Source organism: Sulfitobacter sp. (genome assembly GCF_036960155.1).
In the GTDB taxonomy this organism is placed as follows: domain Bacteria; phylum Pseudomonadota; class Alphaproteobacteria; order Rhodobacterales; family Rhodobacteraceae; genus Sulfitobacter.
Genome location: NZ_JBALWB010000001.1, coordinates 1,108,099 through 1,125,242 on the forward strand (window position 1 = coordinate 1,108,099; position 17,144 = coordinate 1,125,242).

Below are 17,144 nucleotides of genomic sequence, written 5' to 3' on the forward strand. Positions count from 1 at the left end.
TGGAAACCAATATGAGCGGTCTTGTCTTAAAGTTGGGTCCGAAAGAAAGAGTGCTGGTTAACGGCGCTGTCATTGAAAACGGTGATCGACGTAGCCGTTTAGCCATTATGACGCCCGATGCAAAAATTCTGCGCCTTAGAGACGCAATTCATCCCGAAGACGCCAAAACGCCAGTTCGGCGCGCCTTGTTTGCTGTGCAGCTTGTGCTGTCTGGGGATAAGGATGCTGAGAGCGCCCACTTGCCATTGCTGCGGCAAGTAGAAGAATTGAGCCAAATCTTCACTGATGACGACAGCCGCAAGATGTTGGCCGAAGCGAGCCAGGCCATTATCGATAAACAGCACTATCGAACGCTAAAAGCACTGCGTGCGTTGTTACCACGAGAAGGGCGGCTAATGGCCGTGCGGCCAAACTGATGTTTCAGCCTATTATTCCGATTTCTGGTTTGGGCGGATGGCGGTTTCTGCAGCAAACCTATGACAGTCAATTCGAAGCCTTTACTCAGAGTGCCCAGCTCCAGCGTGACGGCGACTACTTTCGTGAAAACATAGGAAATGTCGAATCGGCTGAAGATCTTGTGAGCGACTACCGGTTGTTATCGGTAGTGCTGGGAGCATTTAGTCTACACGACGATATCAATAGTCAGTTCTTCATTCGCAAGATCCTGGAAGAGGGGACAACGAATGAGGATTCTCTAGCGAACAGATTTACTGACCCAAACTACAAGGAACTGTCAGCTGCCTTTGGGTTTGGGCCAGGGGAAACCCTCAAGATTGGCGAACCTCTCTTTGCTGAGAAAATAGTTAGTCAGTACGAGGCTATCGAATTTGAGATCGCTGCAGGTGACCAAAATGAATCTATGCGGTTCGCGCTCTATGCAGAGCGTGAAATGGGTGCTCTGGCAGCAGATGACATGTCAAATGATGCTAAATGGTACTCCATTATGGCTGATGCGCCGTTACGAAATATTTTTGAAAAAGCGCTTAACCTACCCAGTGCCTTTGGGGAAATAGACCTGGAGCAGCAATTAGGTGTATTCAAAGAACGGGCTAACAAAGAGTTTGGAACGGACGATCTAAGTGCATTTAGTGACCCTACCTTAGTTCAAGATTTGGTCACCAAATATGTTGTTCGAAATCAGATCGCCGACTTTAACGCGACGTTTTCGTCAAACGCTATTGCTCTAACGTTACTGACTGGCCGTTAAATTACGCTGAGTCCTGCCCGACGGAAAATTAGCTCTAACTGACTGAAGCTTCTTTGGGCATCGTCCGGTTCGGCCCGAGCGAGAAAGTTTTCTAGATCTGGATATAGTTGAATCGCTTTATCGATATCCGGATCGCTCCCATGGGTATACAAACCTGCTCTAATCATCATCGCGTTGGCATCATAGAGGCTCAGCATCTTACGGGTGAGGGCTATTAGCGCGTTTTCTCGTTTACTCGCCGCCGAAGGCAAGCTGCGAGAAACCGAACGTAAGACGTCAACTGCGGGAAAGCGCCCACGCTCAGCAATTGAACGATCCAAAACAATATGCCCATCTAGTACGCCGCGTAGAATGTCTGCGACTGGCTCGTCCATGTCTGATCCAGCAACGAGCACGCTGAACAATGCGGTAATATCGCCTTGCGTTCCTGCCCCTGGTCCAGCGCGTTCACAAAGAGACGTGATTAGGTGGGTTGTTGAAGGAGGGTACCCTCGTAAAACAGGTGCTTCTCCCGCTGCAACGGCAACCTCGCGGTGAGCTTCAGCAAACCGTGTGATCGAATCGGCAAGGAAAAGCACTGAATGACCTCCATCACGATAGTGTTCGGCAACCGCCATGGCGGTCAGTGCGCAGCGCCTTCTAAGAAGAGGCGACTGGTCGGATGTTGCGGCAACAACGACAGCGCGCGCGAGACCCTCAGCACCGAGCACCTCATCTACAAAATGACGAAGCTCCCGTCCGCGCTCACCAATCATGGCGATAACAACGATATCTGCAGTCATATGGCGGGCGAATTGCCCCAACAAAGTAGATTTCCCAACACCTGAACCAGCAAACAAGCCCATTCGTTGACCTTTTACCAAGGGTAGAACGGTATTTGTAACAGCCAACCCAGTGCTCAATCGGGGCCCAAAAGGCCGCCGAACAGCAGCACTAGGTGGCGGGCACAATAAGCGTCGTGCAATTGCACCGCGCAGCAATGGTTTGCCATCCAAGGGACGTCCCATTGGATCGATAATTCGACCTAACCATTCCGACGAGGGTGCAATCACGCCGGGAGACAGGAGAGCAACCCGGTCATCTATGCTTATCCCTTCCGGCGGAGCTTCAGCGAGCATGACCAATTTGTCTCCCATGACTTGGACAACCTCACCGCGTAACGGAGCACCGCGTTTTCTGTAGACCTGCAGGCCATCACCTATTGATGCATGGTTTGTCAGGCCTGTGACATGTAATGCCGCTCCGTCAGCTTGGCTCACGCGCCCAACGGGGCGGACAGGGCTTAATTCTGCGATGTGGGCGACTAGCCCATCGATAAGTGATGTGTCTGTCATTGTGTCCCTTTTTTCGGCTGCTCACTGTTTCTAAAGGAATCACCCTTAAGCATTCATTGAAATTACTGCAGGGAGAATCCCGATGTTCGAAAATTTAACAGTCTTTCAGACGGCTTCGGCCATGGCGCGTCATGCGGGCCAGAGTCAGGCGCTGATCTCGCAAAATGTCGCGAACGCTGACACTCCGGGATATGTGGGCAAACAAATGCCGCCATTTGCGGAGCTTTATAAGCCGTCGGAAACTGGTGGTAGCCAGCGTGCCACACGCGAAGGTCATTTGCATGGCTCCACGAGCAATCAAGAGATGGCACCGATTGATATGCGCGGCAGCGACAATCTTAACCAAAATTCAGTCACGTTAGAGGCAGAGTTGCTTAAGGCGGCTGAAGCCAAATCACACCATGATCGAGCGCTCGCGATTTATAAGTCATCGCTTGATGTGCTGCGTGTCGCTGGCCGGACTAAATAGGAGAGAGTTTTATGACTGATTTTTCATCGGCCCGTTCTGTGTCCGCCAGTGGTATGCAGGCTCAGGCCCAGCGCCTACGTCATTTGTCAGAAAACATCTCAAATGCGGACACGCCTGGGTATCGCCGAAAATTGATATCTTTTGAAACGGCTCTTGGGCAAGGCGATAGCATTTCAAAAGTTGAAGTGGGCCGCGTGAGTTTAGATCAAACTGAATTGTCAAAAGTCTATGACCCAGCTCATCCGCTGGCGGATGAAACAGGGCAATATTCAGGCTCTAACGTCGACCTATTGATCGAGCTGGCTGACGCGCGCGAAGCCCAGCGTAGCTATGAGGCAAATCTCAAGATGTTTGATCAAGCACGAAAAATGTCGAGCAGTTTAATGCAACTATTGCGTCGCTAAGGCGCTTACCTGGCCGTGGGCCAAACTTAAAATAGGAGTTCCAGAATGGAATTGAATTCACTTAATGCGATCCAGAATTATACATCTGCAAAACCAGCAACGACACCTGTAGAGAGTGAAGAAGGTGCGTTTGCGGCTCTTAAAGGGGTCGCAGGAGATTTCGCTTCTACGTTGGCTAAATCTGAGCAAATTGCGCAGTCGAACATGATGGGAAATGCTGATCCTCATGCTTTGGTGCAGGCTCTCGCCCAGACTGAATTGGCCGTCGAAACCGCCGTTAACGTGCGGAATAAAGTTGTAGAAGCATATCAGGAAATTCTGCGGATGCCTGTCTAATGATGGACGAATTGGTGTTCTTTGACACCATGCGGCAAGGGCTTTGGGTAGCATTCATTATTTCGCTGCCAATCCTTGTCGCAGCACTGGTTACAGGTGTGTCGATCGGGTTGTTTCAAGCACTAACATCAGTACAGGAAATGACCCTGACATTTGTGCCAAAACTGGCAGCCATTGCTGTCGTTTTCTGGATGTCGATGCACTTCATGACCAACACACTTGTAGCATTCTTCCACGGCCAAATCATTCCGCTCATCATTGGAGGATAAATATGGAAAGTACCGGATATATCACGTTGAGCCGTCAATCCGGCCTGCAGCGTGAAATGCAAGTAGTAGCGAATAATATCGCCAACGCGAGCACAACAGGCTTTCGCGCCGAAGGTGTGATTTTCTCTGAATACGTTAAATCGATTGATCAAGGCCCTTCTCTTTCGATGGGCCAGGGGAATATCGGAAAAACGTCCTTTGAGCAGGGCGGGTTACGCCAGACAAATGGTACCTTTGATTTCGCGATTGAGGGGGACGGATACTTTGTTATCCAAACTCCGATGGGGGATCGACTTAGTCGTGCTGGGGCCTTTTCGCCAAATGCGGAGGGGCAGTTGGTCACTCCAGATGGTTTTCCTGTTTTGGATGCTGGACGTGCGCCGCTATTCGTTCCGGCTGGGGCTGGCACGCTTGCAGTGTCTTCCGACGGCACGCTTAGCATGGATGGCATACCCCTTGGTCAAATGGCTATTGTCCGTCCCTTGGAGCCCCTTGAAATGGTGCGAGAGGATGGTGTGATGTTTCGCGCGGATGCGGGTGATGAACTCGCAGAAGATGCCCGTGTCCTCCAAGGTTTCATCGAGGGGTCTAATGTGAACCCCTTGTTGGAATTGTCACGAATGATCGAGGTTCAACGCGCTTACGAGATGGGTCAAAGCTTTTTGCAGACCGAGGACGAGCGTGTTCGCGCGGCCGTCAAAACCCTCACTGACTCAAATTAAAGGAGAGAGCATATGCGTGCCCTTACAATTGCAGCAACAGGAATGAGCGCTCAGCAAATGCGGGTTGAGACGATTTCTAACAATCTCGCGAACATGAGTACAACTGGCTATAATGCCCGCCGTGCGGAGTTTGCTGACCTTCACTATCAACAGATGGCACGTGCTGGCTCAGTTAACGCGTCAGATGGCACCGTTCTGCCAACAGGTGTGCAACTTGGTTTGGGCGTGCGTCCCGCCGCGGTGAGTTTACATCTACAACAGGGATCGCTGTCTGCGACACAAGGTGACTTGGATGTTGCTATCGACGGACAGGGTTATCTGGAAGTGACTCTGCCGAGTGGGCAAACCGCATATACACGTGATGGCGGTCTTAAAAGGACTGGTGATGGGCTTATTGTCACGTCCGAAGGTTTTGCTGTGGGCCCCGAGATTACGATTCCCTCTGACGCGCGCAGTATTTCGATCAATTCTGACGGGGAGGTGTATGCCTACTTCGATGACGCAGCCGAGGCCCAGCTGTTGGGACAATTTACGCTGACGGGTTTCACGAATTCCAAAGGCCTTGAGGCAATAGGTAGCAACATGTTTCTTGAAACTGAAGCTTCAGGTCCCGCACTTGTCTCATCTCCCGGCGAAGACGGGCTAGGCACCCTAAGGCAGGGCTACCTTGAAGACAGCTCGGTTGATGCCGTTCGCGAAATTACCGAGTTGATCGAAGCACAGCGCGGCTACGAAATGAACGCAAAAGTCATCTCTGCTGTTGATCAGATGATGAGCGCAACGACGCAGGTTCGATAATGAGAACTCTTGGAATCGTTTCGGCCACGATACTGGCCTTTCCCGCTTTTGCTGACACTGTGGTGTCGGCCCGAACAATACGACCTAATCATATCATCACAGAAATGGACGTGACTTTCGCAGCAGGAGAATTAGTGACGGGTTTTGCGCGTTTGTCTGATGTGATCGGTCAAGAGTCCCGCGTAGCGCTTTACGCCGGACGTCCCATTCTGGTGGGTGACATAGGTCCACCAGCCATCATTACACGAAACCAGATTGTTGGGCTGCGTTATTATGCAAATGGCATCAATATCAGCACCGAAGGTCGCGCATTGGAGCGAGGCGCAGTAGGAGACCGGATCCGCGTGATGAATCTTGGTTCCCGCGCAACGATTTTTGGTCAAGTTTTGAACGATGGCACGATTCAAGTAAGGAACTGATTTAATGCATACCACTCTAAAAATTGGCGGTCTTGCTGTTCTTAGCCTAACCCTTGCTTGTGCTCGGGCAGATCATATTGGTTCTCCACCTAGCTTCACTTCAGCGCTAGAGGCACCTGAAGCACGAGCAATGATCGAACCGGGTTTGCCAGCCGTCATAGTTGAGCGGCGCCCAGTTGATGCTGCGTCACTTTGGTCGCCATCGCGCGCGTCTTTACTGGGTGATCGGCGTGCAGTTGTGCGGGGGGATATTCTCACGGTGGTCATTGAAATTGACGAGCAGGCAGAAATCTCGAATTCCTCTGATCGAAGTCGCTCTGGTACGGAAAATCTAAGTGTCCCAGGGCTCTTCGGTTTGCCGCAGCGGTTGAATCAAAAGTTGCCCGAGGGGGCCTCATCAGATGAGTTGGTAGGCATCACTTCACAAAGCAGTTCATCTGGTGATGGTTCGGTTAAACGAAATGAAAAGTTGGAACTACGAATCGCTGCAACAGTGATTGATGTTTTGCCCAACGGTGTTCTTTCTATTTCGGGTAGTCAGGAGCTTAGAGTGAATTTCGAGCTTCGTGAATTGTTGGTTACAGGGTTCGTACGACCAGAAGATGTCTCACGCCAGAATGAAATCACATATGACAAGATCGCCTCAGCGCGGGTGTCATACGGCGGACGTGGGCAAATCAGTGATGTACAACAACCACGTATAGGCCAGCAGGTACTCGATGCTATTCTACCATTTTAATCAGGAGTAACCCAAATGAAGAAACTTCTGCCCCTAGTATTGTTACTGATCGGTGTTGGCGCCGGCGTTGGTGCTGGCGTTTTCTTGCGCCCAGCTCCTGACATAAAGACAGCCTCTGCATCTGAAGAAGAGCAAGCGGGTGATCACGTTGAAGACACCAAAGATGATGAAGGACATGATGATGAACATGCCAACGGTGAGGGTGAAAGCGAATATGTAAAGCTAAGTAATCAATTTGTTGTACCGATAGTACTGGACGAAAAAGTGTCCGCGCTAGTTGTTTTAGCTTTGAGCATTGAGGTGCCTGCAGGTAAAACTGATACGGTCTATCTACGGGAACCAAAGTTACGTGACAGCTTTTTGCAGGTGTTGTTTGATCACGCAAATGTCGGTGGATTTGAAGGAAATTTCACCGATGCACTTATGTTGGATCGATTGCGTACAGCCCTACGGGAGGTCGCACAAAAAGATTTGGGCAAGGATGTCGGTAAAGATGTTCTGATCATTGAGATAGCGCGTCAGGATTACTAGCACCCTCTAGAATAGCAATGAAGTAATGGCGCGGTCCAGTTGGGATTGCGCCTTTTTCTGTTTGGCCGCCAAGGTTACGTTCTTTAATAGTGTATCGGTCGCTAGGACTTTCCCATATGCTTTACGCACCTGGGCGACATGACGTTCCTTAACTGCGAGAATTTGCGCCAATTGTAGATTGAGTTCACGTTTTTTTCGGCTGTGCCAAGCCTGCCAAAGAACATCTGCTCCAATGGCCTTGTGCAAAACATCTTCAGTGGCGCGATTTTGGATGAACTGTACGTCCAATTGCGTCAAGGCTGACCGTATGCGGTTTTCCTGTATGAGAAACCGAGCAAAGCTTTCTTGTTGCTGGCGGTACTTGATGTCGACCAGCTTTTTCATCGAGGTAAGTTCTGTTTGCTTATTCATATGGCGCCCTTAGCTCGCCGCCGCATTTCTTCGGCAAAACGTATGGCTGCTGCAACAGGTGCATAATCTTCATGACGGATCTGAGCGCCAATTTCGACGGAGGCATGCAATGCGCGTGCTGTAGGGGGGTCCGAATGGATTGGAACACCAGATTCTGATGCAAGACGACGGATTGTTGCAGCAATTTCATCAACACCTTTTGCTACACATGTAGGTGCTTCACCGGGCAATCGATTCCATTTAAGCGCAACTGCATAGTGTGTTGGATTTACAATGATTACGTCGGCGGATGGAACATCTTTCATCATTTGTGTTTGTGAAGCCGTAAATGCGCGCTGACGGCGCTCTTGCTTCAGTTGAGGATCGCCTTCGCTGTTTTTAGTTTCGTCGGTTATTTCTTTTCGGGACATCCGGTTTTTGCGCATATGAGAGGCGTGTTGCCACAAGCCATCGATTCCACCAATCAATCCAGAAACGACGACAACAACACTCAAGAATGTGATGCAGATTTTGGCTAAGAGCGTGATCACCGTTTGAGGGTCGGTTTGCAGGACGCCGATCATTTGAGGCAGCCAAGCACGAATGAAGAGGGCAAGACAGGTTGAAAAAATTAGAAGCTTTACGAAGCTTTTTAAGAATTCAAAAATACCGTCTCGACCGAATTTATTCTTGGCATTGGATATCATGGAGATTTTGCTGAGCTTTGGCTCAAGTTTACTTGGAGCAAATACCCATGCTTGCTGAGCAAAAAGAGCCAAGATAACACCTAGTGCTGGCAACGCAAAAATGGGAGCCATACCTAAGCCAACTGCCTTTATGATCCCTCCCGCTGGTGCAGCGGCCCTGTCGTTGAAGAAAAGCGGTACGAGAGAGTCTGATTGATCGATCAAGGTCATGAGTGCGGAGGCGACTGTATCTATTGAACGAGCGCCGACAGTAGTAAGTGCAATCAATAGGCCAAAATACGCACATGCGGTTAGCAAGTCATTTGATTTTGCTACGTCACCCTTTTTACGCGCATCTTGCAGCTTTTGTGGGGAGGCGTCAAAACTTTTGTCTGACGGATCTTCGCTGTCGCTCATGGAACGGCCTTAAGCGGGTTGGCTATAAAGCTATGGAGCGCATCGATCCATGTGGACAAAAGCAAAGGCGAAGCCAGAGCGAGAACCAACAAACCGCCAGCAGTGATCAAAGGAGCACCAACAAAAGCGACCATAAGTTGAGGCATAGCTTTGTTAATTACACCCAAAGCGACGTTGTATAACACTGAAAGTATGACAAAGGGTGCGGCTAGAGTGAAAGCTAATGAAAAAGCGTATCGAATTCGATCGACCCCCCATTCTGAGACGTCGGAACCTAACGGAAATTGCCCCATAGGAAGCATGTCATAAGAAAGAATGGCCATCTCGGCGACGCGGACATGCAACCCAGCCATGACTGCCAATGCAAGGCCTCCCATAACAAGGATATGCCCCATTGCGGGTACGGGCTCGGCGACAGCGCCACCTAAAATTTGTGCAAGTGAGGTTGATTGCGCTGCAATCGACCCCGCCGTCTGTAACGCTAGCACGAGTAGGCGGATGCCGATTCCTAGGAGGAGGCCAGCAGTAATTTCAGTCAGGCAAATCCATACAAGAGTATCAACATCCATCGAAAACGGGGGGGGGGGAGCCGCAGGCGCAATGATGAAAGTGAAAGCCATCGCAATCGCCAGTTTGACCTTGGCAGGTACTGATTGCTCCCCAAAAGCTGGAAGCAAACTAACCAAGGCACTGATCCGCAAGAATACCACGAATCCTTGCCATAAAGCAGCGTCGGCCATTTCCATTATTGTTGCCAATGATTGCATCATGCTGGAACAACACCGACGAGAGATGGTTGTGCGTCTAGCCCAATTTCTTCGAACGATAACACCGGAGAGCTTATTCCTTTGGCACGCATAACGGTATGGAGAAACCGCCGCCGATGTGTGTTGGTTACGACAACAGGGTAAATTCCGTTTTGTTGAGCATCGTTGATTTTTTGGCTAACCCCGTTTGCCAATTGGTTAAAGACATCCGGAGGCAAGGCAATGTCTAGCCCTCTGTCAGCGTCCACTTGATAAGCGCTAAATGTCTCTTCCCACTCAGGCGCAAGTTGAACCAACGGCAATGTACCATCAACCCGTCGCATCTCTGCTACTAGTTGAAATCCTAATCGCTGACGTACCAATTCACAGATAGCTTCGGGTTGGGAATTTTGTCCACGGGCCTCTGCCGTCGCTTCAAGGATCAAAGGCAGGTTTCTGATCGAAACCTGTTCGGCCAACAGCAGACGTAAGACTGAATGCAGGACATCAATTGGTACCTTATCAGGAATTAGTTCATCCAGTAGTTTTCGGTTCGCTTCTGCCCGAACAGGGGACGAAATATTCACCATTTCCTCAAGAAGGCGGCGCAAAGATTTCAACGTCAATAGGCGTGGGAAGTTGCGTTTGACGACTTCTAACAGATGGGTGGCAAGTATTTCGGCAGGAGTGACGAGCGTAATCCCCGCGATTGCCGCATCTTCTTGATCTTTGATATTTATCCAGCGAGCCGGTGCACCATAAACAGGTTCGACGGTATCAATGCCTGAAGGTAGTGCTTTGGTATTTTCAGGTACAAGCGCAAGAACCTGATTTGGATTCAGTTCGGCGCGCGCCTGCTCTACACCTTGAATTTTTAACAGGTAGGTTCCGGAAGATAGGCCAGGATTATCTGTCAGGCGAATTTCAGGAAGAATTACGCCGAATACAGATGCGACGTGTGTGCGCATATTCACAATACGAGCATCTAGGCCAGTACCAGGATCCAATACCATACTGACGAGATCTGGAGCGAATTCGACGTGAATGTCGTCGAGTTCCAATACATCCCCAAGAGATTTTTCACGAGGAGTCCCCTCGCCAGCGTCTTCCACGATTTCTGCAGGACCCGATAAGGCATTACTGTATTTTCGGTATGACAAGTACCCAAGCCCCAGTGCACCAAGGATAAACGGTAAAAAAGGTAAGCCTGGTACAAACGCAAAAAGCGCCATTAGACACGCTACAGTTGCCAATGCTGCGGGATGTTTGGTGAGTTGGTCAAAAACAGCTAAGTCTGTAGAGCCTTGTGCGCCGCCTCGGGCAAGTAGTAACGCCGAAGCAATCGAGATAACTACAGCGGGAATTTGAGAAACTAGGCCATCCCCTACAGTCAAAATGGCGTAGGTTTCAAAAGCATCCCCAATCGGCATATCATGCACGAAGGTCCCCATGACCAAACCTGCAATGAGGTTGAGTAACGTGATGAGGAGGCCTGCAATAGCATCGCCTTTGACAAATTTTGAAGCACCATCTAACGAGCCAAAAAAGGTTGTTTCCTGTTGTTCCCGTAAACGCCTCTCTCTTGCTTCTTCATGACCGATGGCTCCTGCAGACATGTCTGCATCAATGGCCATTTGTTTCCCTGGCATTGCATCCAATGCAAAGCGAGCACCAACTTCTGCCATTCGGGTTGCGCCTTTATTAATGACCATGAAATTAACGATCAACAATACGCTAAATACAACAAGGCCGAGGAAAACAGACCCTCCCATGACAAACTGGGCAAAACCTTGAATGACATCTCCGGCAGCATCGGTACCAGTGTGTCCTTCCCCAATGATCAGTTTCGTTGAGGACACATTGAGTGAAAGGCGTAACATCAACGAGGCCAATAGGATCGTAGGAAAGGCTGAGAAATCTAGAGGCCGTTCTATGAAGAGAGTGACGGTGAAAATGAGAATCGCTAAAGCAAAAGATGCAGCAAGACCAGTATCAAGAACCCAAGCAGGCATGGGCAAAATCATCATCACGATGATTGCCATGAGCGCTACCGCTAAAAGTACAGTTGGTTGGAATAAGTTGCGTATGGAAAAAATCACATTACCCACCAATCTTTAGAGCGCAGCAGAAGATCGCTACTTATGGTTGATTTCGTTGGGGCAAGCTCCTCACTGTTGACACCGCCTATGGCCAACAAAATTTTGTACCAGATCAGTTGGTCAACTGGATGGGATTGGGGCTTTGATTTGTTAAGTTTTGAGATTGCTGAAGTGGCATTGTGCAAACCACTGCGAACGTCTCTGCGGGTTCTCATGTAACGAATTGAGAGTTTTTGGATTCGCAAATGGTATGCTTCCGTTATATGAAACCAATCGCCAAACTCGTTATAGCGGGCACTTGGATACCATGTACTGATTTTTGAGAAGAACTTCTTTTCAGCAGAATTAGAGGCGTGATCATCCCAACGGGAATGGAATTGGAAATAGACTACAGAAAACCTTCGGATGCATCGCTTAAAATGGTGAAACACATATTCATGAGCTTGACCTTCAGTATTAGGCCAACCTTCTCGACCTTTCATGCCTACTGTCCTTGACACAAATTCTCTTTCAGAACCGCAATCAGTTTCGATACTGGTAATCTCACGCAAAGTGGACTTTGGAGCAACGGTTTCCCTAGTGGCGTGATGTACCGCAGCGTCAAAGTAGTTCTCTATAGTATTCTTTGCTGAAGAGCCGGAGGCCACAGTAAGTGACGCCAGAAATGCGCATATACCGCACCAATTTAATTGCATTTTGCACCTCTACATTGCCGCATTCTGCGGATCATGGTCAGGCTATCGAGTCATGGTTTATTTTTTGTCACCAGATCCGTGTTTCCATCATGAATCTGGAGTGATCTGCACAATTGGTTCATCAAGCATTTTTTGCAACGTGCCGCGCGCATCGCGGCTTTCCATCAGTGCGCGGGTAGCTAGGCCTAAGGGCCCTAGATCAGGGTCAACCTTCGGTACTTTCTGACCCATCAATGTGGAAATTGCACCAAACGTAGTAGCCTCTTGCAGTGTTGGATTTTGCCAGTCTTCTGACAACCAAGCCGCTTGGATTGCTTTTTCGGGTGCATTGTTATTCGAAAAAATTTCGGATGCTTCGCTGAAAGCGCCAGTCATCTCTTTTGCTTGTGCCAATAGGATTGCAGCTGCCGGTTCGCTTATACCAATCAGTTCAGCTTGCGCTTGAAATGGTTGGCCCAAGCTTAGAGCGGCTCGGGCTGCTAGCAGCTGTCGCGCGTCACTTCGCGGTGTCTTTGGAATAGTTGCAATCAGGTGCTGCACCTGCGCCGGAAACCCTAACGCAAGTAACCGAGATGCGATGAGTAGTTTGGTTGGGTTTTCGAGATTATGCAGTTCTTGCTCGTTTTGAGCAAAGACGTGCTCCAAAAAAACTAGATCGTCTGCTCGCTTTGACAGTTGTGCGAGTACAGTCTCCCTGAGCTCTGTGGCGACCTGAGGTGAAATTGAAGGGCTCAATTGATCAAGTGCAACTAGAGATTCTTGGAAACGCTGTGTTTGACTCAATGCGATGATCTGAGTTTGTTGAAGTTTGCTTCCCATAGGAGTTCCACGTAGTTCTTGAACATAAGCTTCTACCAATGTGGCTGTTTCATAAGAAAGAGGTTCGTCTTTAGCCAACTTTCCTTCCACAATCTTTACCAATGCTTCTGGTGAGCTTGTTGTATTGGCCTTTAGAACGTCCTCCAGAAGAGAGTCCGCTGAGTTACCCGCTTCTTCGGCAAGTTTTGCTTGGGCCATTTGGGCTTCAGGCAGCAATGGGTCAGCAAGCCTTTCAATACTGCGCATTGCGGCAGATGCTGAGGGTATATCTCCATATTTCAAGAGTCGTTGGCTGAGGGCCGGCGCAATGATCTGGCGCAAGTGCTTGGGCAAATTATTAAGGGCCCGCAAAGCAGCACTTGTTTCGACGTGAATATCTGTTGGAATTTCATGAAAACTGAGACTTGCCCAAAGAGAAATATTGCTGGAACATTCTATAAAGTCACCAAGTGAATTTGGAGAGCTTGCTGCTCCATATTCAAAAAATTCAGCTATGGCGGTTAACTCGAAATGAGTTCTTTTTTCTGGCGGAAAGAGTTTCAATACATCAAGTGCTTCAGCCCCGAAACCAAAATATATGTAAAGCTGGGCAAGGGTTTGCGCGGAGTCCAAATCTAACTGATCCCGAGCATCCATTAAGGCGGCCCGAGCGGGGCCAACTTGAGCCGAAAAACCATCATCGTTACCCCAAGTTTCAACTGAAAGGAAATCAAGCCTTGGGCATTCGATTCCTGAATCAAGCTCATTGTGTTGTTTGTAGGAAGATGTGAAAGGATGATCTATGCTGCTGGTAATGCGCATATTTCTGGATGGCGTCGTAAGAACATCGGGCAATGCTTGCGGTTCTATGCTGGCTGGTGCTGGGTGATATTGATTTGGAGCGATTACTGGTGTTTTATAACGGCTTTCAAGAAGGCCAGCGCTCGCAGCACTGGCAACTTCTTCAACTAGATTTTTCTGGGTTTGCTCGAGTAGTGCTGTTTTAGTTTCCGAGGAAACCGTCTTCTCTGGCATGGTCGGCGATGGCCCCCCAGCCGCATTCAATGTAGTTAACCCGCCAAAAGGTGAATTTCCGCCTATCCAGGGTAATGTGCGTTGTGCAACTTTAGTCACTTTCTCAGGTTGTTTTTTGGAATTTAATTTACCGTTAGGATGCCTTTCGAGCGCAGGACCAGCTAGTTGCGTGCCATTGTCCGCAACATCAATTACCAACAATGAACCGCTCCGAAAAACGGTCGCGTTACATTCGCATGAAACTTCGAGAGTGAGTGTGCTGCCTGTCGATGTAATATTTGAAATACGATTGCGCCGCATGCGTGAGAATACACCCTCGATTTCAAAGCCGTCCAAAAAGCCGAGAAACGTCAGTTCGACTCCACTATCAGTTTGCTGCCCTTCCCATTTCTGGGAACCTAAAATTGGAATTGTTAGGCGACTGAACGTCGGGTGATCACCTGACCGTAAGATCAATTTTTCTGCGTGAGCCTCTCCAGTTGCAACCCAAATGACGGCTATCAGGAACCAAAGGTTTTTCATGCAGCACTCTGTTTGAGCGCTTTGAGCGCTTCCTCAAGATCACTATAGCTTGGACGGCAGTGGGAAGGAGTATTTTGCCTTCCCACTTCAATACAAATATTAGTTGCGTGATTGTGTAGGTTAGCAACCAGAACCTCCCGAATTAGCAGATAAAAATTTGATTCATCCTTTATAACATCACCTACCTTTGCTGCAAATGGACCAACAAAACCGTATGCTAGAAAAACACCCAAAAAGGTCCCAACCAACGCACCACCAATTAATTTGCCCAAGACCTCTGGTGGTTGATCGATTTTGCCCATTGTTTTGATGATCCCCAAAACAGCGGCGACGATGCCCAGCGCTGGTAGGCCATCTGCAACCACTTGCAGAGCGTGACTTGAATGCAAGGCATGCTCCCGATTTGCGTCCATGCGTTTGTCCAGCACCTCTTCTACTTGGTGGGGGTCATCATAATTCATGGAAGCAGAACGCATCGTATCGCAGATAAGTGCAATCGCCTCTCCGTCTTTTAGAATTCTAGGGTACTTTGAGAAGATTGAGGATTCTTCAGGATTTTCTATATGTTCTTCTACAGCGACGGGGTTTTGGCGCGCCAATCTAATCAGCTCGAAGAGCATGCATAAAAGATCCTGATAATCCTCATGTTTCCATTTAGGGCCTTTGAACACTTTACCCATGTCTTTGAGCGTGTGCTTTATTGCTGAACCGTCGTTACTGATAAAAAAGGCCCCAGCAGCAGCGCCGCAAATCATCATCATTTCAAACGGTAGTGCCTTAAGGATGATTCCCATTTTACCGCCGGCTAGCAGATAACCGCCAAAAACCATGATTAAAATAGTGATGATGCCGATGATGCCGATCATTTTAGTCCCCAATTTTTGTTTGTTGCAGTGTTGCAGGTGGTGGTTAAAAAAACCTCATCGACAGATCAGGTTTTTGGAACAGTTGCATTGCGGCCGGCTAAAATAACACTGATTGAGTAGGCTACTTGTGGAGAAAGACCTGCCATCACCTGCGCTGCTACGTCCGGACGCATGCGCCCGAGGAAACCAGCGGCGAAATTCGGCTCCATTTCCTCAAACAGTTTTGACGCATCTTTGGGCTTCATACTTTCATATACCGTAGTGAGCCTTAGTAAGTCCTTTTCAGAGGCTTCATCTGCAAGAGAAAGCGTTGCGCGCAAAGTTTGTTCGGTATCGGATAAAATTTTGAGCCGCTTTTCAATCTCGGTATCCGCCACCGATAGTGCTCGCATCCGCATCTCAAGTTGCTTTTCGCGTTTTATTACAAGTGCCTCACGTTCATTCAACGCCTGAAGCAACCTTGATACATCGCTCCTATCATTGAATGAAGCGCTGGCTGTTTTTATTTCTTTTTGAGAAGGCTCTGCTGTCTTTTCATGCATTTGGGCGGAAGAGTCTGCCTGAACGCTGGGCATCGGATTTGTGGGGAGTTGACCGCTTTGAGCCCAAGCTCCAGTCGCGCCAGTGATCAATCTCACAGTTGCAGATGCCAAAAGAAGTGCTGCAATCACCGTTACAGAACCGCGCCCCGCTGGAACGCCTGTTGGAAAAAAATTGGGGAGTCTCATACTGTGTCTCCTGTTGTTGCAGAGTGGGCGCGGCGCGCAAACATTGGTGCAGCCGGAGCATGTTGAATTGGGGTGGCTTCTGGAGCCGCAATTTTTTGCTCTGGCGTTGCTGGCACATCATGTAGCGATGCCATTTGAAACTCTAACTGGCGTGACATGTCTTCAGCGCGTTTGGTCAATTCGGTTAGTGTTGCTGCAGATGTGGCAGCTGTTTGCTGTGCGGCATTCAACGTGCGGTTCAGGTCGTCTACTTGAGCAGATAGAACTGCGACCGCACCGCCCACTCCTTTTTCGAGGTCGTTAAAGCGATTCAGTCTACGACCGAGAACAAAGCAGTAAACTCCGGCGCCAATGGCCCCCGCTGTCAACAGAATATCTGCAATCAAATCCATCTTGGCGTCCTTTATGTTAGTACAAATTCCATGATCAAAAAATCGTTTACACGGCCCTGGCCAGTAACAACTTGAACACGGCGCAACATTTGTGCCCGCAACCGTGTCAGCGCGGCTTGATCCTCGAGATCAGAGACTTCGAGTGCCCGAAGATAACTGTTGAGGACATCAACGACTCGAGGCAACAACTTGGTCACATCCTCTTGGTGGCTTTTGGGAACTTCGAGTTGAGCCCGAAATCGAAGCAGCCTTCTTGTGGGGGTTGCATCAACTGAAATGATCATCGGATCAATTTCAACAAAAGCAATGTCGCCGAAAGGATCTTTGACTTCTTCTTCAACCACTTCGTGCGAATCCGCATTCGAGCCGAGAATCATACCAGACCAGGTTGCATAAAATCCTCCTCCACCCCCAACAAGTGCGAGCACAAGGCCAAGGATCAAAGGCATTTTGGACTTTTTCGGCGGGTCGCCTTCAACAGCGGGATCTTCGTCAGCCATGGTATCTCCATCCTTTGGTACACAAACCGATATAGACGCGAT

General features: G+C 49.0%; 22 protein-coding genes. 11 read left to right on the forward strand and 11 right to left on the reverse strand.

The window, feature by feature from the left end; genetic code table 11:
- The first annotated feature begins 11 nt into the window (after positions 1-11).
- Entirely contained in the window at positions 12-416 is a 405-nt protein-coding gene (flbT, locus tag V7775_RS05540) for a flagellar biosynthesis repressor FlbT (protein WP_335750854.1), read from the forward strand.
- Positions 416-1,207 carry a DUF1217 domain-containing protein gene (locus tag V7775_RS05545; protein ID WP_335750855.1) on the forward strand — a complete coding sequence of 264 codons (792 nt, stop codon included), beginning with the start codon at positions 416-418 and terminating at the stop codon, positions 1,205-1,207. The genes flbT and V7775_RS05545 overlap by 1 nt, the downstream gene beginning before the upstream one ends.
- Here the strand turns inward: V7775_RS05545 and V7775_RS05550 are convergent.
- A complete protein-coding gene (locus tag V7775_RS05550; protein ID WP_335750856.1) occupies positions 1,204-2,541 on the reverse strand; it encodes a FliI/YscN family ATPase in 1,338 nt (445 codons plus the stop codon). The two genes, V7775_RS05545 and V7775_RS05550, sit on opposite strands and share 4 nt — an antisense overlap.
- Positions 2,542-2,623: 82 nt before the next feature.
- Here V7775_RS05550 and V7775_RS05555 point away from each other — a divergent pair, with 82 nt between their 5' ends.
- The 9 genes from V7775_RS05555 to V7775_RS05595 are packed head-to-tail and all read left to right on the forward strand — an operon-like array spanning position 2,624 to position 7,228.
- The gene (locus V7775_RS05555) at positions 2,624-3,010 is read left to right on the forward strand and encodes a FlgB family protein (protein ID WP_335750857.1); all 387 of its coding nucleotides are present in this window, start codon (positions 2,624-2,626) and stop codon (positions 3,008-3,010) included.
- 11 nt (positions 3,011-3,021) lie between these two features.
- Positions 3,022-3,414 (forward strand): flagellar basal body rod protein FlgC, encoded by a 393-nt coding sequence (gene flgC, locus V7775_RS05560; RefSeq protein ID WP_335750858.1) that lies wholly within the window; start codon positions 3,022-3,024, stop codon positions 3,412-3,414.
- Positions 3,415-3,459: 45 nt separating this feature from the next.
- Positions 3,460-3,750: a flagellar hook-basal body complex protein FliE gene (gene fliE, locus V7775_RS05565; protein WP_335750859.1), complete on the forward strand. Its 291-nt coding sequence runs from the start codon at positions 3,460-3,462 to the stop codon at positions 3,748-3,750.
- Complete coding sequence (locus V7775_RS05570) at positions 3,750-4,019, forward strand: flagellar biosynthetic protein FliQ (protein WP_335750860.1); 270 nt, start codon at positions 3,750-3,752, stop codon at positions 4,017-4,019. The genes fliE and V7775_RS05570 overlap by 1 nt, the downstream gene beginning before the upstream one ends.
- 2 nt (positions 4,020-4,021) lie before the next feature.
- A complete protein-coding gene (locus V7775_RS05575) occupies positions 4,022-4,741 on the forward strand; it encodes a flagellar hook-basal body complex protein (protein WP_335750861.1) in 720 nt (239 codons plus the stop codon).
- A 12-nt stretch (positions 4,742-4,753) separates the two neighbouring features.
- The gene (gene flgG / locus V7775_RS05580) at positions 4,754-5,539 is read left to right on the forward strand and encodes a flagellar basal-body rod protein FlgG (RefSeq protein ID WP_335750862.1); all 786 of its coding nucleotides are present in this window, start codon (positions 4,754-4,756) and stop codon (positions 5,537-5,539) included.
- Positions 5,539-5,958 carry a flagellar basal body P-ring formation chaperone FlgA gene (gene flgA / locus V7775_RS05585; protein WP_335750863.1) on the forward strand — a complete coding sequence of 140 codons (420 nt, stop codon included), beginning with the start codon at positions 5,539-5,541 and terminating at the stop codon, positions 5,956-5,958. Before flgG ends, flgA begins: the two co-directional genes overlap by 1 nt.
- Positions 5,959-5,962: 4 nt before the next feature.
- The gene (flgH, locus tag V7775_RS05590) at positions 5,963-6,697 is read left to right on the forward strand and encodes a flagellar basal body L-ring protein FlgH (protein ID WP_335750864.1); all 735 of its coding nucleotides are present in this window, start codon (positions 5,963-5,965) and stop codon (positions 6,695-6,697) included.
- A gap of 15 nt (positions 6,698-6,712) precedes the next feature.
- On the forward strand, positions 6,713-7,228 hold the full coding sequence (locus V7775_RS05595) for a flagellar basal body-associated FliL family protein (protein WP_335750865.1): 516 nt from the start codon (positions 6,713-6,715) through the stop codon (positions 7,226-7,228).
- A gap of 6 nt (positions 7,229-7,234) precedes the next feature.
- Here V7775_RS05595 and V7775_RS05600 read toward each other — a convergent pair whose 3' ends face one another.
- The 10 genes from V7775_RS05600 to V7775_RS05645 all read right to left on the reverse strand — a co-directional run bounded on the left by V7775_RS05600 (position 7,235) and on the right by V7775_RS05645 (position 17,102).
- Positions 7,235-7,639: a hypothetical protein gene (locus tag V7775_RS05600; protein WP_335750866.1), complete on the reverse strand. Its 405-nt coding sequence runs from the start codon at positions 7,637-7,639 to the stop codon at positions 7,235-7,237.
- Complete coding sequence (locus V7775_RS05605) at positions 7,636-8,721, reverse strand: EscU/YscU/HrcU family type III secretion system export apparatus switch protein (RefSeq protein ID WP_335750867.1); 1,086 nt, start codon at positions 8,719-8,721, stop codon at positions 7,636-7,638. The genes V7775_RS05600 and V7775_RS05605 overlap by 4 nt, the downstream gene beginning before the upstream one ends.
- The gene (locus V7775_RS05610) at positions 8,718-9,467 is read right to left on the reverse strand and encodes a flagellar biosynthetic protein FliR (protein WP_335750868.1); all 750 of its coding nucleotides are present in this window, start codon (positions 9,465-9,467) and stop codon (positions 8,718-8,720) included. The genes V7775_RS05605 and V7775_RS05610 overlap by 4 nt, the downstream gene beginning before the upstream one ends.
- Positions 9,468-9,487: 20 nt before the next feature.
- Positions 9,488-11,509, reverse strand: a complete 2,022-nt coding sequence (flhA, locus tag V7775_RS05615; protein ID WP_443070086.1) for a flagellar biosynthesis protein FlhA — start codon at positions 11,507-11,509, stop codon at positions 9,488-9,490.
- Positions 11,510-11,562: 53 nt separating this feature from the next.
- The gene (locus tag V7775_RS05620; protein ID WP_335750870.1) at positions 11,563-12,261 is read right to left on the reverse strand and encodes a hypothetical protein; all 699 of its coding nucleotides are present in this window, start codon (positions 12,259-12,261) and stop codon (positions 11,563-11,565) included.
- An 87-nt stretch (positions 12,262-12,348) separates the two neighbouring features.
- Positions 12,349-14,616 carry a hypothetical protein gene (locus V7775_RS05625; protein WP_335750871.1) on the reverse strand — a complete coding sequence of 756 codons (2,268 nt, stop codon included), beginning with the start codon at positions 14,614-14,616 and terminating at the stop codon, positions 12,349-12,351.
- Positions 14,613-15,482, reverse strand: a complete 870-nt coding sequence (gene motA / locus V7775_RS05630; RefSeq protein ID WP_335750872.1) for a flagellar motor stator protein MotA — start codon at positions 15,480-15,482, stop codon at positions 14,613-14,615. Before motA ends, V7775_RS05625 begins: the two co-directional genes overlap by 4 nt.
- A gap of 65 nt (positions 15,483-15,547) precedes the next feature.
- Complete coding sequence (locus V7775_RS05635; RefSeq protein WP_335750873.1) at positions 15,548-16,210, reverse strand: MotE family protein; 663 nt, start codon at positions 16,208-16,210, stop codon at positions 15,548-15,550.
- A complete protein-coding gene (locus V7775_RS05640) occupies positions 16,207-16,602 on the reverse strand; it encodes a hypothetical protein (protein ID WP_335750874.1) in 396 nt (131 codons plus the stop codon). The genes V7775_RS05635 and V7775_RS05640 overlap by 4 nt, the downstream gene beginning before the upstream one ends.
- Before the next feature lie 11 nt (positions 16,603-16,613).
- The gene (locus tag V7775_RS05645) at positions 16,614-17,102 is read right to left on the reverse strand and encodes a flagellar basal body-associated FliL family protein (protein WP_335750875.1); all 489 of its coding nucleotides are present in this window, start codon (positions 17,100-17,102) and stop codon (positions 16,614-16,616) included.
- Positions 17,103-17,144: the final 42 nt, after the last annotated feature.